The organism is Alkalitalea saponilacus (assembly GCF_900168165.1).
Taxonomy (GTDB): Bacteria; Bacteroidota; Bacteroidia; order Bacteroidales; family Marinilabiliaceae; genus Natronoflexus; species Natronoflexus saponilacus.
Genome location: NZ_FUYV01000026.1, coordinates 1 through 18565, shown reverse-complemented (window position 1 = coordinate 18565; position 18565 = coordinate 1). Strand labels below are relative to the sequence as shown.

The following is an 18565-nucleotide window of genomic DNA, read 5'->3' as shown; positions in this document are numbered from 1 at the left end:
GTCAATTAAAGGGCATCCATATCCATGGAGAGCTTTACCAACAAGAATATCCAGGGGCATTGAAAAGCAAGAACTCAGGAATTAAAACATTTTACACCCAAAATCCCCACCAACTATTTTGTTAAATATTTGGGAAGAACAATCCAGAATCCATATCTTTATAATTCATCTATTAAAAACCACAAAACCAAAAGATTATGTTTAAAAAGATCTTGAATTTACTGACACTATTAATTCTTATGGCTGGCTTAGCTGTAATAGGGGTATCATGTAATGATGATGACGACGATGTGATCCTGATTGATGAAAATGATTATGATCCTGAAAATTTAATCCATGGAACATGGGTGGGCATCTACAATGAAACGTTTATTGGCCCGGATGACAAAGAAGCAACGATTCTTTATTTGAAGTTTAATGACCAGGAGTGTACAATTATTTCGCTGACTGAAGAGCAGCAGGTTGCCGGACTTCATGGGCCATACACCTACTACCAGAACGACAGTGAACTCATTATTGACATACACCAGGAATGGGACAGTCAAACCGAATTATGGAGGGGGAGTCGTGAGTCTTTTTCAGTCTACCTCACTGCTGAAATAAAAAATGAACACACCTTGGTAATCGAAAATGACGAAGTAAACCAAACACACACACTTCAACGCACAGTTTTAAGAAACCCAGAGCATTTATCCGGCGAATGGAACAGCGAAATGGGGAAACTCTCATTGGCTGAAAATGGAACATTTCAAATGCATATTCCCGGGGAAATAACAACAGGAATTATACAGACCATGAGCTACAAAAACAAAAACTACCTGCTTATCAACATTCAGGTCAGCATGAAATATGGTCCATCAGACTATTATGCAATATATGAATACAATAAGTCTGATGATACGTTTACTATTAAATTTCCAGAGGGCGATGTTGTTTTCACAAAGGAAGATACCAATGGAGATCATGATGTTGAGTTTGACTTAACTGGTGATTGGTTAATAATCTCTGAACATTTCATTTTAGGTCCGGGAGACAAAGATTGCAACATGATATTTTTACAAATAAAAGAAGAAGACTATCTCCTATTTTCGTTTCTTGACAGCGACCCTGTAGCAGGTCATAAAGGCCCTTATGAGACTTCCGGACAGGATCGTCTGACAATAACTATACAGCATGACTGGGACAGCAACTCTTACTCATGGAATCATATAACCGATAATGTAAAACATGGAATGCCTGTCAGTTTATCAGAAGATGGAAAGACCCTGACTTTGAGACCCGGCAGCGATGACATCATGATGCAAAAAGTCAATATGAAAGACTTTCCAGCTGCTGAAGGCTCTTGGTATATTCAAGACGGAGAAGACATCATCTCCACATTGAACGTGGACAATGGTTATATTGTTTGGGAACAATACGGAAGCAAACAGGAAGGTTATATATATGATTTGGGTGATCTCAACGGAGAATCATATTTCTTATTTCACGCAGTATATTGTGAATTTTACCCAAATGAAGAGAACCCTGCAAGAGATAATGCAGACTATTTTACCCTAAGCCGATACACGATAGACGACCATACCTTTACTTTATGGCACGGGGACTATAAATTTGAGTTATCCAAGCAATGAAATATAAACATATACAATCTGCCACTTAATCAGAACTTCTATTTTGAATAAAACCTACAATAATTGAACACAAAAAAGACCCGCATGGGATACGGGTCTTTTTTCGTCTTTTAAGTTATCTCTTAGAAAAAATACTTTGCACCTATTTGGAGTTGCCAAACCTGACTTCTGTGATAATATGTTGAGTATGTCTCCTTCAGGAAATCCCCATCAGAATCCCTAACCATTGAGAAGCTGGGCACATTGTTGGCATCCATACCCTCGTAAGTAAGAATCAGACCGTTATTGCTCGCAAACATATTTTTGTAAACTCCCCATTCACTGTTAATAAAGTTTCCAAAATTGAGGAAGTCGAGTGTCAACTGCAAAGTATTCTTACGTCCACTAATATCTAGACTAAAATCCTGAGTGAAACGCAAATCAAAACGGTGAGCCCATGGCGCTCTGGCAGCATAAGCCTCTGCATATCCTCCTTGATTGTTACTCAAATACTTATCTTGTGCAATGAATGCAAAGAAGGCATCTTCATCAGCCTGACTCACAAAACTTAATTCACCTCTTTCTTTAGGAATGTAAATCAAATCAGTTGCAATACCATCACCATTCATATCATTGGTTAGAGTAAAGCTGTTTCCATATGGTGAAGATCCGGTATAGAAAAGGTTAACGGATGTAGCCATGTGATTATTCGCATAAGGAATTCTGTATGACGCTGATGCAATTACCTTAGAGGGAACAACAAACTGTGAGCGTTGCAACTCAGGAAGATGTGGTCCATTCACCTGAATAAGTCCTGAATAAGCAGAAGCAGCATTACTTCCTGGCATACCTGAAATCTCCTTGGATTCTGTAAGCGTGTACGCAAACATCAGATTTAAATCCTGAATTGGCTCAGCAAAAACAGAAATATTTCCAATTGCTCCCCATCCTTTATTGGTATTTGAAAGGACATATGCATTTCGGGAAGCATAGGTCAAATCGGCAGATGCAGGATAGATATACCTGTCATCAGCTCCACTGAAACGTTCCCAACTATCATCAGGTTGTCTTAAGTTGTGATTCTTAAGCATGACTCCGTTGATGGTTTTTGTATAAATACCTTCCAAAGTTACAGATAATGGGAATGTGGTAGGTACTTCATAGTCTATTGCTAAGGAAGTTTTCCAAACCTGAGGCATCTTAAAATCAGGATATATTGCATTAACATCACGAGGAAGCGCACCGTCTGCAGGTGAGATGGTATTTTGCAGACCTAATGTGCTGATCATTTGATTTACATCTGTGATCATTGGCCCTGCAAGTCTTTCCAGATTAGGGTCAACCTCATCTATGTTTCCATCGGAGTCATATGTTGTAACCGCTGCATAACTACCTTGAACCATGCCTGAATTAGTAGGCATGTTGGTGAAGAACACCAATGGTAATCTGCCTGCGAACATACCGGTACCACCACGAAGTTTTACACTCTGATCTTCAGTTACATTCCAAACAAATCCAACTCTTGGTGAAATCTGAACATTTGCTGAAGGCCATTCACCTGTATCAATTCTTTTACCACCAAAATCTAACTCATAGATGGCATTGTTTCTGATAATATTATCAACATATTTAAGATAATCAGCACGCAAACCAAATGTTAACTTCAAATCAGGATTAACACTCCATTCGTCTTGAGCATAAATACCAAACTGATTAAAAGCAACTTCTGCCGCCGGATTCTTTTCACCATCATAACCATAAGTAAGTGCGAAATCCCTTGGAGCTGCTTGATTCAAAAAATCGTCGATACTGGCATAACGGTAGTATCCGGTTCCGTTTCGCATATAGGCATTGTTCGCCATCTGGTATTCATAGCTGGCACCTATGGTTAGTTTATGGTCATTCAGATATAAATTTGTATTATTTACAATGTTGAAAATGTTGTTATTTACACCATTGTTCCATGTAAACAGCTCATAACCTGCCGAGATATAAGGCTCAAGAATTTGAGAGCCATCAGGATTTACACCGTACATAATATCAATAAATGGAAATGGGTCAGAATTAGATCCACGCATATCCTGAATTTCGGTATAGGTTGCTAAGAACTGATTTGATATATTATTGGTCAACCGACTGTTTAAATCCAAGGAGAACGAGTTCACGATATTATCCGAGGAGTAGGTCGAATTTGAGAATGCCATTGAGTGTTGCGAGATACGATTCATTGCCCTGTTACGGAAGCCTGCATCGGTGGAGTTCCCATTTGTTTGATTCCATGACTGATTCTTGGTATAGTTATAACGCAGACTTAGTTTGTTTGCGTCATTAATGTTCCAGTCAATACGCGCCAAAAACTTTGTATTGCTTTGATCAGCCGGATAATTTGAATAAGAACCCGGGTCGTAGCCATAATTATCGATCAGATGTTGTCTAACCCGTTGCATGTCAGACACAATTGTGCGTGAAAGCATCAGATCTGTATTAGCAACACCATTTTCAGAAGGTCTCCAGAATACAACCTGCTCGGGTTGTTTTTCTATTTCGGCGTTAACAAAAAAGAAAAGTTTGTTTTCGATGATTGGACCACCTAAGGTTGCACCATAGATTGTTCTGGATTCTTCATCACGGTCGCCAAAATCAACATCTCCTATTTTGTTGCCTCGCATGTCCTGATTAGTATAATAAGTATAAGCAGAACCGGAAAAAGTGTTGGTACCTGATTTTGTGATAGCATTGATCCCTCCGCCAATAAAATTTGTCTGGCGAACATCAAATGGAGCTACAACAACCTGAATTTCTTCAATGGCATCCAATGAAATAGGATTTCCACCGCCCGGCAAATTTGCACTCAACCCAAAGTTGTTGTTAAAATTCGCACCATCCACAGTGAAATTGGTTGAACGACCATCACCTCCGGCAAAACCCATCCCATTAGCATACGGGGATATACGGGCAATATCCGAAATGCTACGGTTTATGGTTGGCATCTCATTCAACTGTTGGTTTGAAATATTGGTCATTGCACCAGTTTTGTCCGTTTGAAAAGCAGAGGCTTTTCGACCAACGACCATAATCTCTCCAAGTTCATAAGCCCCCTCTGTCAAAACAGCATCCAAAGAAAAGGTTTGACCTAAATACAAAACTATCTCAGAAAACGCTTCCTTAGGATATCCAACAAAAGAAAATTCTACACGGTAAGGCCCCCCCGGACGCATGCCGTGTAGGTTATAGAAGCCTTCGGAGTTAGTGGTAGCGCCATATTGAGTTCCTGATGGTTCATGCAAAGCAACAACTGTTACTCCAGGTAGTGGCTCATTGTTGTCATCAAGCACCCTTCCATTTATCCCCGAAGTTGTAACCTGACCAGTTAAAGGCTGAAAAAGCCATGACATCACAAGGATGCCAAACAGTAATGCAAAAATCCTTGAATTTCCCATTTGTTTAAAAAAGTTTGGTGAATTAATTAAGTTTGGAAAAAAATAAGCAATACCTGGTTAAATCTCTCGCAATTTAAACCATTCTTTATTATTATTCCACACCTCAAAGATACCGGCATCCCAATGCTACATAGTTAAAATATTTACAAGAAAAGATTAAAGAAAAATTAAATCTGAATAAACATCTGATATTCAATTATATTTAATAACCACCTATTTTACTAGACTTCAATCCTAAGCTCCAAACTCCTATGAAATAATGATTTAAATCATATTAGTTCAATATAAACAACACCTGTTTATTGTATATTAAGTACTTTGATCTTTATTTATAGTAAATCAAAGAATACAATTCCAATCATCTCAATTACGCACATTCTATCGGTCATAAACTCTATGGAACTATTTATCTGCATGTTACATGCGTCTTAATTGCTGAGTTGATGGTTGATTGGCTCAAAACTAGATTTATAGAAAAAAATGTGGCATTGTAAGTATGATTGCCGTTGATGATATTTCAAGAAAACACAACTTGCTTTTAATCTGCAAATTGACTTCACCTAATATCTAAATTTCGATCCCGAGGTATTCGGGACAAATGCTCTATTGCTATTGAGACTACAATAAAGTTTTCAAACTACAAGATAAGACCAACCTTTCTATTAACCATGAAAATTTACTAAGGAAGCTGAATGAATAGGATTTCTATGCCATCTGACCGACACAGCACTAACCAAAAAAGGGTATAAAAACAGAAACGGGACCGCCTCGTTTGACGTATCCCGTTTCTAACCTTAACCCTAACCCAAAATTATGAAAAACCTATTTTATTTAATAAAACAAATAAAATACAACTTTAGTTGAAATTTGGGACTCAATGAGATTGAATCCCAAATATTCTTTTTACCCTAGCCTTAAAATTATGAAAGAACCTTAATCCTTTGATTTGTGTCGTTCATCAAATTATACTGCAAGTTTATCAAATTTGTTTCAAATACAGATGGATTTTAACAATAATTAACCGCAATAAATGATCACTTTTTTCAACCTCTTCTAAACCTGAGAATTCATCAACAAACCCAGCTTGCTTAAAAAGTATCAAAAAAGATATTTTTTTAAAAATTGTAAAAAACGTAACCTTGTCAATAACTAATAAAAACAAGAGTTTCGAAATGCTGACAAGAATCCACTCTATCCACCCATGGCTCTACACCTTATATCTCCACATAAAATCAGCAAACCTGATGACAAGGCCCAAACCAGATGCAGCAAATCAATGATTTTTGTCATGAGAAATAGAATCCTCATTTTAAAAATAACCCTCTTTTAATTCATTCCAAATTAAAAATAGTGTATTAACATAGAATTAACAAGTAGTGTTGATCTCAAAACAGTTCGGGTAACTGAATGGCTTGCGAATTGTAATATGCAAAAGGGCTTCGCGGTTGCGAAGCCCTTTTAAAAATAACTTATGAAGCGATTGTCCTAATTAAGAATAAAATGATAACTGATGGTTCCTGTTTGAAATGCAGGCGCATTTGGATCACGGTTAAAACGAGCTTTTAAAGCAGCTTCCCTTGCGACCCTCCACAAGTACGAATTTTGAGTTGTTGTACCTCGCAGAATTGGTTGTGCATTTGTTACGACCCCAGTTCTGTCAACGGTGATTTCAACCACAACGATTCCTTCCTCCTGTATATTATACTCTGGTCTGGGTAACGCTCCAGACAAACTCCTTCCAGAAAGGCTAAATGAGGAACCTGACTGACCTAAACCAGTTCCTGTGGTTCCTGATGCAGATGGATCTCCCGATAAATGTCCCTGAGTACCGCTACCCTCTGTATCTCCTTGGGACTGATCGGACCCGCCTGTACCGCTGAAAGCTCTGCTTGCAGCATCACGTGCAGCCTGAGCCTGTCGTTCCTGCTCTTCACGTCTTCTTCTCTCCTCTTCCTCACGTCGCTGACGCTCCAGTTGTTCCTGGCGCTGCCGTTCCTGTTCTATGCGTCTTTGGCGTTCTTGTTCTTCTAGTCGTCGTTGCTCCTCAAGTCTTTCCCTTTCCCGTGCTTCACGGCGTGCTTTCTCCTCGGGAGAAACCGCAGGTGCTGGATCAACATTTTGAGTCATCACCTGTTCCCTGCTTGGCTGGGGCGTAGATGCAACAGGCGGTGAAGCCGGAGGCGGTGGAGTGGCTTGAGATGCAGCAGGCTGAGGCGTTGGAGCTGTCCGTGGTGGTGCAGATGTTCCCATTCCAACCTGGGAATCACCAAGCGCCACAAGAATCCCCTCCTCTTCCTGAACAATGGTGGTTAAACCCCATATCAGAAAAAGCAATAACAAAACACCATGGAATATAATGGTACCAACCATTCCATATGTTCTGTCACTATTTTTTTCCAGTCTGTCCTGCTCTTCCATATCACTACCTGGCTCTGGTTGCTAATATCACCCTATAATTATTGTTTCTGGCAATGTTCATCACTTTTACCACTTCTTTCATTGGTACATTCTCATCCACGTGTAACGAGATGTATGGTTCTTCCTCGCCTGCCAGCCGCTCTCTAAGAACACTCTCTATCTGGTTAAAACTTACCGGTTGGCGCTCCACATAATAATTTAACTCTCTGGTAATTGAAACCGAAGTAACAGGCGACGCAGTAGCCTGTTGCTGGCTTTGTGGCAGCATCAGTTTGATAGCATTCGGGTTGACCAGTGTTGATGTGATCATAAAAAAGATCAACAACAGAAACACAATATCGGTCATCGACGACATGCTAAATGTTGCATTGATTTTACTTCTTGATTTTAACATCACAAAAAGAATTAGCGTGCCGGTTCATTTAAAATATCCATAAACTCCATGGTTCTGGCTTCCATTTTGAAAATAACTTTTTCAACTTTTGCCACCAGGATGTTATAGGCAAAGTATGCCATAATCCCTACAATCAATCCGGTTACCGTTGTAACAAGGGCGGTATAAATACCGCCTGCCAGTTGCGCCACTTCAACACTTCCCTGCGCTTCGGCCATCTCCCAGAACGATTTAATCATTCCAATAACCGTACCAAGAAACCCGATCATAGGTGCCCCTCCGGCCACGGTTGCTAAAGTTGGCAGGCGCTTCTCCATCCGGCTGATTTCAAGGTTACCAACGTTTTCGATGGCAGTGTTGACGTCATTCAGAGGCCGACCGATGCGAGTGATTCCTTTTTCGATCATTCGGGCTACCGGATGGTTGTTTGAACGACAAAGCGACAATGCTGAATCAATTTTTCCATCGTGAATGTAGTCCTTTATTCGATTCATGAAAGTGGTGTCTTCAACTGCGACGCGCTTGAGCACCAAATAGCGTTCTATAAATATATAAACCGTTATGATGGACAGAAAAGCAAGAGGGATCATAATCCATCCGCCTTTTAGCACCAACTCGAAAAGCTGAATGCTCTCCTGAGCAACTTCACCGTCCAGGGCATCGCCGTTTAAGGCCTCGGCTCCTGCCTGCATCATTAATAGTAAGTTCATAAGTTTAATTCTTTATTAGTCATTACAAGTTGCTAAAATATAAAAAAAGAGTGAACATTCAACATTTTCTAATCTTCTCGCCTGCCGGCAACAATGCGCCAGTATTTCTGCATCAATTGCCGGAAATGATCAAACTCCTCCTTAAAGGATAGACCAATTCCCTGCCTGGTTGGAGATGTTTCATAAAGCAAATCTTCATTTGAACGGGTATAGGCTTTGGCACGTATGGTACCGGTTCTATTGAGTTTGACATCCACATCAAAATCACCGATCATTTTACTGGTGTTGGTTTGGTACTTTCCGTACCCTACATTTCCGTTGATGCTGACCCTATTGTTAAACACTTGGGTAGAAAGCGCCAACTCAAACTCCTCGCTGGTAATGTTATCGCCGGGACGATAGGCTACGCCCACATCAAAATCGCTGCTAATAGTTGAAAACCATCGGCTTATTTGTGAAGATAACATCTCCGTGGTAGTTAAAAGAGCGGTGTTTTCATGTCTCATGGTGTTTGCCCCTGCACCTCCCATTCGCATATACTCCGGTGTGTAAAACCTTCCTAATACCAAAAGAGAAAGAACCTGCCGGTTCATCTCCTCTTCGGAGGAGATGTAATCCAGAATAAGGGATTCACGAGTTTCGTCCAATGTCGGCATTTCCAGTCCAAAACGGATAACAGGCTGCTGTAGCATATCCGTTAAGTGCAAATTACAATGTATCGGAACTCTGCGTTGAAGATCTGAAGCACCGTTGGCTCCTGAGCCAACGGATGTTGGCTCAAATAGATCACTTAATGAAGCACGCAATCGATATACAGCTGTTATATCAATATCTGCATTATAGGGATCTCCCTGCCATTTCAGAGTACCGCCCTGATTAATGACAAATCTTTTGTTGATGAGATTCTGAAGTGAAAAGAGATAATTTCCTTCCTGTATGGTATAATCACCGTAGAAACGAATCTGTCCCTGGCGATTTATACGAATCTGAACATTACCGGCTCCGGAACTTTGGAGGATATCCCCAATTCGTTCATCAAAAATGATCTGAACCTGCGCATCAGGGGTGATTTCAATATCCATTTCAAGATTTACGCCTGAAAGATCAACTGTATACTCCTGTGGTTCAATAATGGGTAACCCGGAGACATAATCAGCAGAACCTACAAAACGGATAAAATTAGACTCGGATGCTTCCGTTGCCGACTGAATTGGGATAAAGAACCGTGTATTAGGACGTGTACGTCCATTTATTGTCAGGTTTACATTTTCACTTGTACCGGTAACCAAAAATATTCCGGTTCCAAACACCCTTCCGTAGTAATACTCATTGTGTGATGAATTGGTGTTCATTACGAGCATATTATTAGCTTCCAAACGAAGATTGTAAATCATATCTGAAAATGCGCCATTATGAAATATTGATCCGTGAAAACGACCTTCTCTTTGGTGACGATCTCTCAATTTCATGCTGCGGAATCTGATTTCATTATTGTAAAAATGAACCGAATCGGAAAGAGCATAAGAGGTATTTAAAAAGTCCACATCAAAATGTCCGTTATTAAGGTTAACCTTCCCTGTAAGGCTTGGATTCATCACCTCTCCCTTCAAAAACATCTGTCCGGAAGCAGTACCCGTTACATTTTGAACAACATTCTCTATAAACGGGTTTAAGAAAGCTATATCAAGGCTGTCGAGACCAAACTGAAAATCCAGATGTTGTTGCTGGGGGTGAAACAATCCGAATCCCTGTAACATTCGTTTATCATCTTTTTCGATGGATGTATTTACTGCAAGAGCCTCCAATTCGTTATTCCAGACACTTCGCAAACGCAGATCTCCCAAACCCACATCATTAAACTCAAAATTCAGAACATTAACATTGCCTGATAACAATGGTTCACGAAAATAGTCACGAAGTACCATTTCTCCATCTATAATTCCGGCAAAAGAGATATCGCTCTCCTTAGTGCCCGCGAGGAATCTTGACAAATCAAGGCGATTGAATACCAGATTCAAACCATCTTCGGCCTCCTGGTGCAAAAATCCATTTAAATGCACAAACTGGCCGTCGTTCTCAATGCGGAAACCTCGTACGCTAAATCCTTTAGGATATACTGAAACAATGGTTTCATGTATATTCCAAAGCGTATCGGCCATTATGACTGATGAGGGATGAAGAAGAATGCTTGTAAACCGTTCTCCTTCAGAATCTCTTCTAAAAGAAGAGGTTGAATATAATGCACCGCTATAGGTGACCTCGTCCCAATTGTTCCAAAACAAATTAGTTTGAAGCGTATCCTTTCCTGCCTTTTGATGAATGGATATATTGCTGAAATCAATAAACTTACCAACGCCTGCACGATCAGCACGTGCAGTCATGGTTAAATCCTGATCGCCATTCGAAAGGGCTTGTATTTCCAAATTCTCTGAACGAAAATTCTTATAGTTGATGTAATCAAAAGTAGCATCCAACTTCATTTCCGATCTGGCCGGAGCAAATTTCCCATTGATGAATCCCATGTCGGATATTTGCAGTTCTGGGTATATCAGAGTAAGTAAATCGCTCACATCCAAAACTTCAATATGAAATTCAAAGTCGTTTGTGTTGACAGCATTTTCAACGGAAGCGGAAACCAGTGCCGGTAGAAAATCCCCCAGATATGCATTGATGGTTTTTCGGAGATTTACAAAAGAGTAATTTCCTGCCAATTCCCCGTTTGCAAACGGGGAATTAAGAACCAGTCGTTTTTTGCCATTCTCCCGACTGGCGCGCAAACTAACAGAATCAAAATCCAGGGATAATTCTGAAGAAGTGAGCAACCCTTCAGTTAAGACAATCTCTCCAACCAAATCATCCAGATTATCACCTTCAAAATTGGTATTCATCTGTAATGAAAGAACAAAATCAGCTTCTTCAGACATCAACAATAATCTGTCCAGACGAGCGTTGCGAATGGCTGCGTTAAAATCAAAATAAGGCACAGTTCCCGACATATCAACTTTACCTATAAAATCCAATGAGCCATTTACATCATCTACATCTATCCGTCCGTCGAACATCTGATGGGTTAACAAACCCTGTACACTAATGTTCCTATAAATATACTTTCTGAACTCCATCTCAGAGATGCTTCCATCCATCAGCAAACGGTAATCGGTTTCAGATTTTCGCTCACCATCTATGGCCATGTTAAGGGCAATCTTTCCCATCTCATCCTCCATACTCAAAAGTCTCCCCAGATCAAAATCAGAGGTTCGCAAATCTCCTGAAAACACAATGTGGTTTTCAGGCATGATTTTCAGTCCAATATCAGTACTAAAAGTTCCTAAAGGACTGTTAAAGGTGCCAAACGCAACCATATCGTTTATAAACCCTGTAATATTTCCACTGTAATGAATGGTTTGAAACTCGTTGAGAAATGAAGGAATCTGAGGTGATTCCCCGGGTATTAATAGTTCCAGGTCGGTAACATTGGTCTGAAACGACTCAATGTTCATGTACACGAAAGCGTTGTAAAAATCGGATAAACCATCCACATCAAAACTGGTGACCAATTGGGTGTTTCGACCAAAACCAGCCGAAAACTGTCTGCCCTTTAAATTATTCAGGCTGCCATAAACCAATCCGTTTATGAGCAGAGGGGTTTCAATGGCCGGAAATTCATTATCGTACAACCTGATATCGTGGGGTGAAACAATTAGTTCATTGATCATTGCACGAAATTCCACATCAAAAATATTACCCGCACCAAAATTGATATATACCTGATTTAGGGAGCAAAAAGAGTGGTCTGTTTTAATCAGCATCTCATCAATTTCCAGGCGATTGTCTCCCAGAGCGCCTGCTAGACCAAAATCGGTAACCGACAATCCTGTTTTCTTGCGAAAACGACCGTTATAGAGATTAAATCCCATAGTATAAGACCGGTTAAAATCAAAAGCCACTGTGAGGTTAATCTCCGATACGTCCATAGATTCCCTGGGCGGATTCATTTGGAGCAACTGAGAGTGTTGCAAGTTCATTTGGCCATTCACCAATCGTAGCCCCTGAATACTGTAATCCCATATTACGGAATCGGGTCTGTATTTTTGAAGCGAATCCAATAAAAATGCAAAGTTCAATTCATGACTCTCAAGTTCCCGAATATTTATCTGCGGGTTTTGAACCCGTACATTCCCAAACCCAAGATGTTTTTGTCTGATAGAAAAGCGGTCGATGCCCGTTTTTAAGCTACTGGTGTAAAAAAGCGTGTCGTTTTGTTGATCGAGCAATAAAAATCCGGAAAGTGTGATTCCAGAAAAAGGAGAAATCTGAACCCTGTCGATGCTGATGGTGGTGTTTAAATCGGAGGATAACCTTGCTGTAACCAGTCTTACCAGACTGGTTTGCACTCCCGGAATCATCAAAATGGTGGAAATGATCAATGGAAATCCCACCAGAACAATGAGTGCTGATAATAATATTTTGTGTATTTTTTTAATACTTTTGCCCTTTATATTTTGATGTCGTAGAACGACAGGTTTTAAGTTTGTATGGAGGTTAGATTTTAGGTGTTGATTTAAGAGAATTATAGAGTTCAGACAGAAAGATTAGAAACAGCGAAGTTTAGCTCAGTTAGTTCAAAATAACCAACTGGAAAACCACAATTCACTAAAACAATCGAAATCTCTATAAATCTACTATTCTATTTATCTATTTTTTTGCAAAAATATAGAACTTATATCGAACAGCAGCTAGATTAAGGCTTTAAAATATTTTTTTTGTTATGTCAACCATCATTCTTGGAATTGAATCCTCATGTGATGACACCTCAGCATCTATCATCAAAAATGATACCATACTATCTAACGTAATAGCCGGACAGTCGGTTCACGAGGAGTATGGCGGTGTGGTTCCCGAACTTGCATCCAGAGCTCATCAACAAAACATAATACCTGTTGTGTTTAAGGCATTAAAAGATGCAGGCATTACAGCTGAGGATGTTAATGCCGTGGCATTTACCCGCGGCCCCGGTCTGCTGGGATCTTTATTGGTGGGGACTTCATTTGCCAAAGGATTTGCACTGGCCCGCAACATTCCCCTTATCGAAATAGACCATTTGCAGGCGCACGTATTGGCTCACTTTATTCAGGAACCGGACAATCCCAAAAAAGTCCCACAGTTTCCTTTTCTTTGCCTGCTGGTTTCTGGGGGCAACAGTCAAATCATTTTGGTGCGCAACCACCTGGATATGGAAATCATAGGACATACCATTGACGATGCCGCAGGCGAAGCTTTTGACAAATGCGCTAAAACCATAGGTCTGCCATACCCTGGCGGTCCGCTCATCGACAAATACGCACAGCAGGGTAACCCTGATGCCTTTACTTTTAACAAACCGAAAATCCCGGGACTCAATTACAGTTTTTCAGGCCTAAAAACATCTTTTCTATATTTTTTGCGCGACCAGCTTAAAGAGAACCCCAATTTTATTGATGAAAATATCCCCAGCTTGTGCGCATCTCTACAAAAAACCATTGTGGAAGTGCTCATGGGAAAACTCATAAGAGCCGCCAAAGAGACCGGCATAAAAGAGATTGCTCTGGCAGGGGGCGTATCAGCCAACACCGGACTGCAAAACGCCATCACCACCGAAGCCCAAAAACGAGGCTGGCAAACCTACATTCCAAAACTCAGCTACAGTACCGATAATGCTGCCATGATTGCCATAACTGGCTATTACAAATACATGAAAGGGGAATTTGCAGGGCAGGATGTGGTGCCGTATGCGAGGAATAAATAAAACGGGAGACAGGAGACGGGAGACGGGAGACAGGAGAGCGGAGGAGGGTTTGGGGTTGAAAGTTGATGGTTTGGGGTTTGGGGTTGAAAATTTATAGTTGATGGTTAGGAAAAGGTGCGATGAGTGCAGTTTGATATTTTATGGTGGGGTTAGGTTAAGTGGTTAGTAGGTTGCTAGGTGAAGAGGCGGATGAAAACCTAAGAGCAGGGCCTACCAATTCCAGGATCCTCTAAGAACAAGAAACACCGCCGTAGGTGTGCAATTTAAAACACATACGATTTTAACCACAATGAACACAAAGCATTTCAAAATGGGCACAAAGGAAAGAATCATGGTGTCCTTTGTGTATTCTTTGTGAACTTCGTGGTTTGAAAACTATCAACCATAAACTCAGAACCCAAAACTCAGAACTCTAAACTTACTTACTTAACCAAAAAATCAAGATGTTTTATAAAAAAAAACAGCACTTTCGTCAAATTACGTTAAAGGATGCATGAATTAAGCATTACAATTCCGCATTTTTTTTCATCTTTGCATGTCCAATTAAAGTTAGAGTAAACACAGAGACGCAAAGGCGCAAAGTTTTAACTTGAAGCAGAATATGAATTGTAGAATTGATTTTTCAAACGGCTTTGTTAAAACACACCAGAAAACATATTAACAGGTTGAATTCCAGCATATTTACATCAATACATGAATAAGACCAATAGAAGTTTAAATCTGGCCATCTAAATTGCTTTTCTATCTGTCTTAACTCTAATTATCTTCTTATCTATAATATAAAGAGATGTCATTGAATATGGATGCGGTTTATCGGATAAAAAGTGATAATTTTGTAACCCGAAAAGTAGGCGATGAAATGGTTCTAGTTCCTTTGGTAAGAAGCGTGGCGGATATGACCAGGGTGATTACCCTCAACGAAACGGGAGCCACCATTTTGGAGTTACTGGATGGAGAAACAACTTTGAATATGGTAGCCACGAAACTTTTTGAAGCATTCGACGTAGAAATGACTGTATTACAAAGGGATCTGGAAAGCTTCATGACCGAAGCCATTGAAAAAGACATTATTGAAGATGTGGCGCTTTAAAATAGATTTTTAGAGTTATAGACAATTAGAAAATAAGAGAGTTAAGGACAATACTAATAACACAAAGACATTTCACTGGTATCATTTTACAACATACCAACTCAGGAAATAAACATAACGGGTGAAAAGAACAAATCAATATATTATAAAAAGACCTTATCATAAACCGGCCATTGAGGAGGTGGTGATTGATATGTCCATCTCTCTGAACTCACCAACTGATGGAGAGGGTGAGTTCGACCCTTTGAGCACAACTAGTTCTGAAGAAACTTCTAAAAACCAACCTGACTATGGTTCACATCAATACCGAGAAGCTTCAAACCCTTTTGGAGGAGATAGACCTCAATATTAGAAAAATGTAAGCAATATATGGATTTGTTTTTAGGTCCTGTAAAACTCACCGCAATCAATAAAAGCAATCATCTGGTTTTTAAACTACTCCCCTCTTCGGGCTATACAAGACCAATTATAGAAAGCAGCGCTCATTATAAATGCGATTACCATACAACCAATAATTTACCCCTTCTAAATTCTTACAAAAAAAAACTTACAGGCGAATCAACCGACAAAGAGATGATGCCATATAACTGGCACATACTTTATGGCAACGGAGAAATCGTAATTAATGTTGATTATTTGAAGACGAATAAGTCAATAGAAGAGTTGGTAGCATTTGTTAATAATGACAAGAAAAAAATAGACATTTGGATAAAGCCGACAACTCAAGCCGCCATAATCATTGACCCCCTATTCCAACCTTTAGGCTCCTTGCTGATGGTTTATCTGGCATACTACACAGGTGGTTTTTTAATACATGCCTCGGGGGTTACCTTGAATCATCAAAGCTATCTATTTACAGCGGTTTCAGGCACAGGCAAATCAACCATGGCCGGATTATGGAAAAAAGTCGACGCCGATGTGATTAATGACGATAGACTTTGGCTTCATAAAGTCAATGGTATTTGGCATATGTTTAACACGCCGATGGTGTTCTATGCTCAAACACCGAAGAAATCAAAAATAAATGGGATCTTCCTGTTGAAACAATCAAAAACAAACGAACTCTACCAAATAACAGGATTAAATGCCGCCATGAGAGTTATGGCGAACTGCATTCAACATTTTTTCAACCAAGAAATGACCCAGGAACATCTGGACAGGGTTTTAGACTTTACATCCAACACCTCAATATACGATTGCGGATTTAAACCCGATGGGGAGATAGTAAAAATGATAAGAGAATTGAGGGAAACCACATAAGGCACAGAAGTTCTTTTTACCATATAAGAAATATAAGGGTTTAGGTTCAATGTTTTTAACTTAAAGCATTTTAAACCACAAAGGGCACAAAGGAGACACAATGGCCACTATGTGAACTTCGTGTGCATATTGTCAATCCCTATGAACTCCGTGGTTAGTTTTTACCACATAAGGCATATAAGATTAGGGTTGATTGTTTTGGGTTGATTGTTTAAAGTTCAATACTACAGAATATAAACTCAATATTGATAATCCATAAATAAAAACTTAACACAAAACTTTAGGCGGGATAGAACGCTTAAAATTACCACCTCACCTGACATTGGCTATATGCGATGTGTAAACAGTTCATTATTCAAACAGTTCTTCAATTGTTTTCATTGGTAAAAACATCTTTCCACTGTCAGGCAAATTAATAAATCCATATTTCTCATAGAATCTTTCTGCTTCTTTATCCAATGGATCAACTATAACAGCAAAACTTCCAACTGATTTGGATGCATCATAACATCTTTTCAATGAATCAATCAAGAGGAGTTTCCCGATTCCTTTACCTTGAAAATCTTTGTCAATAGCTAATCTGCCAAGTAATACTGTAGGTATAGACAGATAAGATTTTGGTAGCTTTTTTTTAAATGACTCCGGAATCATATCATTTGATATACTGTTACTCGAAAGAGTATAGTATCCAGATATTTTACCTGTTTCATTATCAACTAATACAAAGCATGCTGATAGTTTTCTTTTAACATCCTGCTTTGCCTGTGTCCAAAAGTAATTATCTAATAAGCCTTTGCCACAACTAAAAGCATCTCTGCTACGCTTAGAATCAAATGGTTCAGTTAAATATCTCATTTAGAAATTAATAATTCGTATTCTCTCTTAGCAGAAATCAAATCATTATTAGGCTTTGGGGGGTTTAATAAAGAATCAAAAAAAATTTCTTTGTCTTTTTGTGAAGCAATTATTCTCTCTCGCTCTTCAATAATCTCCTTAGCTTTACTTTGAACAGTTACAACAACAAAGTCAGTTAGGTTTCTATATCCACCTAATATTGCTGCTCTTTCAAAGAGTTGCTTTTGTTCCAATGGAAGCCTTGTGTCAAATCTCGCCTTATCTTGTCTTAATGTTCCCATAATTATACTTTTCATACAAATGTACGGAATCTATCCGTAACAAACAAGTTTTGTACGGAATATTACTGTACGTCATCTGAAGATGGGCATTTTGTACAACTTCAACAAACAATGAACTATAAACCATCAACTCAGAACTATAAACTATCACCCATAAACTAAATAGAGGACTCCATATGGTGAAGCCCTCTATTGTTTTAACTCTTAAATTATTCTCAGCGCTTTAGCGTCTCCGCGTTTAATCATTTCACTCCCACTACCCGCTCACTCTTCACCAAATCGCCTACACTTACCCGGATGATGAATATGCCACTGGTTCTGGGCAACATCACTAAAGTACGGCTGCTGCGGGCATTCATTTCATTGATCTTGCTACCATCAATACTGTAAACTTCAATTAATGGATCGCCCATCTGTAGCAAATCGGATTGAATACTTACCAGCGCCTTTCCGGCTACTCCGGTGATGTTGATGCCTGAAACGGCTTTGGGGTCTTCCATTTCGGGCTCTAGATCGGTGGAGACCATATAGAAGTGAAGCACGAAACGATCATCCCGCTCGCCCGGTTCGCTCACCGTATAAACATATTCTCCTCCAGCGGTAACGTGGATAAATGCTCCCGTGTCGCGATCTTCCAGATAAACAGAATGCATCCCGTAGTAATAACTCATATCGAACGTGAGCGTTACATCTCCTGACACCCGGTTGCGAATAATCAGCGG

At 39.6% G+C, this 18565-nt stretch carries 13 protein-coding genes; 5 read left to right on the top strand and 8 right to left on the bottom strand.

Going from position 1 to position 18565, the window contains the following annotated elements:
- Window positions 1-197: 197 nt before the first annotated feature.
- Window positions 198-1631 carry a hypothetical protein gene (locus B5X70_RS16290; RefSeq protein WP_143255093.1) on the top strand — a complete coding sequence of 478 codons (1434 nt, stop codon included), beginning with the start codon at window positions 198-200 and terminating at the stop codon, window positions 1629-1631.
- A gap of 122 nt (window positions 1632-1753) precedes the next feature.
- Here the strand turns inward: B5X70_RS16290 and B5X70_RS16285 are convergent, their stop codons facing one another.
- The 5 genes from B5X70_RS16285 to B5X70_RS16260 all read right to left on the bottom strand — a co-directional run bounded on the left by B5X70_RS16285 (window position 1754) and on the right by B5X70_RS16260 (window position 13011).
- Window positions 1754-5050: a TonB-dependent receptor gene (locus B5X70_RS16285; protein WP_079558971.1), complete on the bottom strand. Its 3297-nt coding sequence runs from the start codon at window positions 5048-5050 to the stop codon at window positions 1754-1756.
- Window positions 5051-6535: 1485 nt separating this feature from the next.
- A complete protein-coding gene (locus tag B5X70_RS16275) occupies window positions 6536-7468 on the bottom strand; it encodes an energy transducer TonB family protein (RefSeq protein ID WP_079558969.1) in 933 nt (310 codons plus the stop codon).
- 4 nt (window positions 7469-7472) lie between these two features.
- A complete protein-coding gene (locus B5X70_RS16270) occupies window positions 7473-7862 on the bottom strand; it encodes an ExbD/TolR family protein (protein ID WP_232468307.1) in 390 nt (129 codons plus the stop codon).
- Window positions 7863-7873: 11 nt separating this feature from the next.
- Window positions 7874-8572, bottom strand: coding sequence for a MotA/TolQ/ExbB proton channel family protein (locus B5X70_RS16265; protein WP_079558967.1), 699 nt, complete (start codon window positions 8570-8572; stop codon window positions 7874-7876).
- Window positions 8573-8640: 68 nt separating this feature from the next.
- Window positions 8641-13011 carry a translocation/assembly module TamB domain-containing protein gene (locus tag B5X70_RS16260; RefSeq protein WP_079558966.1) on the bottom strand — a complete coding sequence of 1457 codons (4371 nt, stop codon included), beginning with the start codon at window positions 13009-13011 and terminating at the stop codon, window positions 8641-8643.
- A gap of 329 nt (window positions 13012-13340) precedes the next feature.
- Between B5X70_RS16260 and tsaD the strand changes: the two genes are divergently transcribed.
- The 4 genes from tsaD to B5X70_RS16240 all read left to right on the top strand — a co-directional run bounded on the left by tsaD (window position 13341) and on the right by B5X70_RS16240 (window position 16707).
- Window positions 13341-14357 carry a tRNA (adenosine(37)-N6)-threonylcarbamoyltransferase complex transferase subunit TsaD gene (gene tsaD / locus B5X70_RS16255; protein ID WP_079558965.1) on the top strand — a complete coding sequence of 339 codons (1017 nt, stop codon included), beginning with the start codon at window positions 13341-13343 and terminating at the stop codon, window positions 14355-14357.
- 787 nt (window positions 14358-15144) lie between these two features.
- The gene (locus B5X70_RS16250; RefSeq protein ID WP_079558964.1) at window positions 15145-15447 is read left to right on the top strand and encodes a PqqD family protein; all 303 of its coding nucleotides are present in this window, start codon (window positions 15145-15147) and stop codon (window positions 15445-15447) included.
- 121 nt (window positions 15448-15568) lie between these two features.
- Window positions 15569-15799 carry a hypothetical protein gene (locus B5X70_RS16245; protein ID WP_079558963.1) on the top strand — a complete coding sequence of 77 codons (231 nt, stop codon included), beginning with the start codon at window positions 15569-15571 and terminating at the stop codon, window positions 15797-15799.
- 17 nt (window positions 15800-15816) lie between these two features.
- Window positions 15817-16707 carry a hypothetical protein gene (locus tag B5X70_RS16240; protein ID WP_079558962.1) on the top strand — a complete coding sequence of 297 codons (891 nt, stop codon included), beginning with the start codon at window positions 15817-15819 and terminating at the stop codon, window positions 16705-16707.
- Between the two features lie 351 nt (window positions 16708-17058).
- On the opposite strand, the gene B5X70_RS16235 is transcribed toward B5X70_RS16240, so the two are convergent.
- The 3 genes from B5X70_RS16235 to B5X70_RS18095 form a co-directional block, all read right to left on the bottom strand.
- Complete coding sequence (locus B5X70_RS16235) at window positions 17059-17562, bottom strand: GNAT family N-acetyltransferase (RefSeq protein ID WP_079558961.1); 504 nt, start codon at window positions 17560-17562, stop codon at window positions 17059-17061.
- On the bottom strand, window positions 17559-17843 hold the full coding sequence (locus B5X70_RS16230) for a type II toxin-antitoxin system TacA family antitoxin (RefSeq protein WP_079558985.1): 285 nt from the start codon (window positions 17841-17843) through the stop codon (window positions 17559-17561). The genes B5X70_RS16235 and B5X70_RS16230 overlap by 4 nt, the downstream gene beginning before the upstream one ends.
- 242 nt (window positions 17844-18085) lie before the next feature.
- A partial coding sequence (locus B5X70_RS18095; RefSeq protein WP_159450016.1) for a T9SS type A sorting domain-containing protein occupies window positions 18086-18565 on the bottom strand: 480 nt, incomplete at its 5' end.

What these genes read in the sequence shown, in the direction of transcription:
- B5X70_RS16270 (WP_232468307.1), bottom strand. Translation starts at nt 7,862, where the DNA reads ATGTTAAAATCAAGAAGTAAAATCAATGCAACATTTAGCATGTCGTCG.
- B5X70_RS16240 (WP_079558962.1), top strand. Translation starts at nt 15,817, where the DNA reads ATGGATTTGTTTTTAGGTCCTGTAAAACTCACCGCAATCAATAAAAGC.
- B5X70_RS16250 (WP_079558964.1), top strand. Translation starts at nt 15,145, where the DNA reads ATGTCATTGAATATGGATGCGGTTTATCGGATAAAAAGTGATAATTTT.
- B5X70_RS16275 (WP_079558969.1), bottom strand. Translation starts at nt 7,468, where the DNA reads ATGGAAGAGCAGGACAGACTGGAAAAAAATAGTGACAGAACATATGGA.
- B5X70_RS16235 (WP_079558961.1), bottom strand. Translation starts at nt 17,562, where the DNA reads ATGAGATATTTAACTGAACCATTTGATTCTAAGCGTAGCAGAGATGCT.
- tsaD (WP_079558965.1), top strand. Translation starts at nt 13,341, where the DNA reads ATGTCAACCATCATTCTTGGAATTGAATCCTCATGTGATGACACCTCA.
- B5X70_RS16230 (WP_079558985.1), bottom strand. Translation starts at nt 17,843, where the DNA reads ATGGGAACATTAAGACAAGATAAGGCGAGATTTGACACAAGGCTTCCA.
- B5X70_RS16265 (WP_079558967.1), bottom strand. Translation starts at nt 8,572, where the DNA reads ATGAACTTACTATTAATGATGCAGGCAGGAGCCGAGGCCTTAAACGGC.
- B5X70_RS16290 (WP_143255093.1), top strand. Translation starts at nt 198, where the DNA reads ATGTTTAAAAAGATCTTGAATTTACTGACACTATTAATTCTTATGGCT.
- B5X70_RS16285 (WP_079558971.1), bottom strand. Translation starts at nt 5,050, where the DNA reads ATGGGAAATTCAAGGATTTTTGCATTACTGTTTGGCATCCTTGTGATG.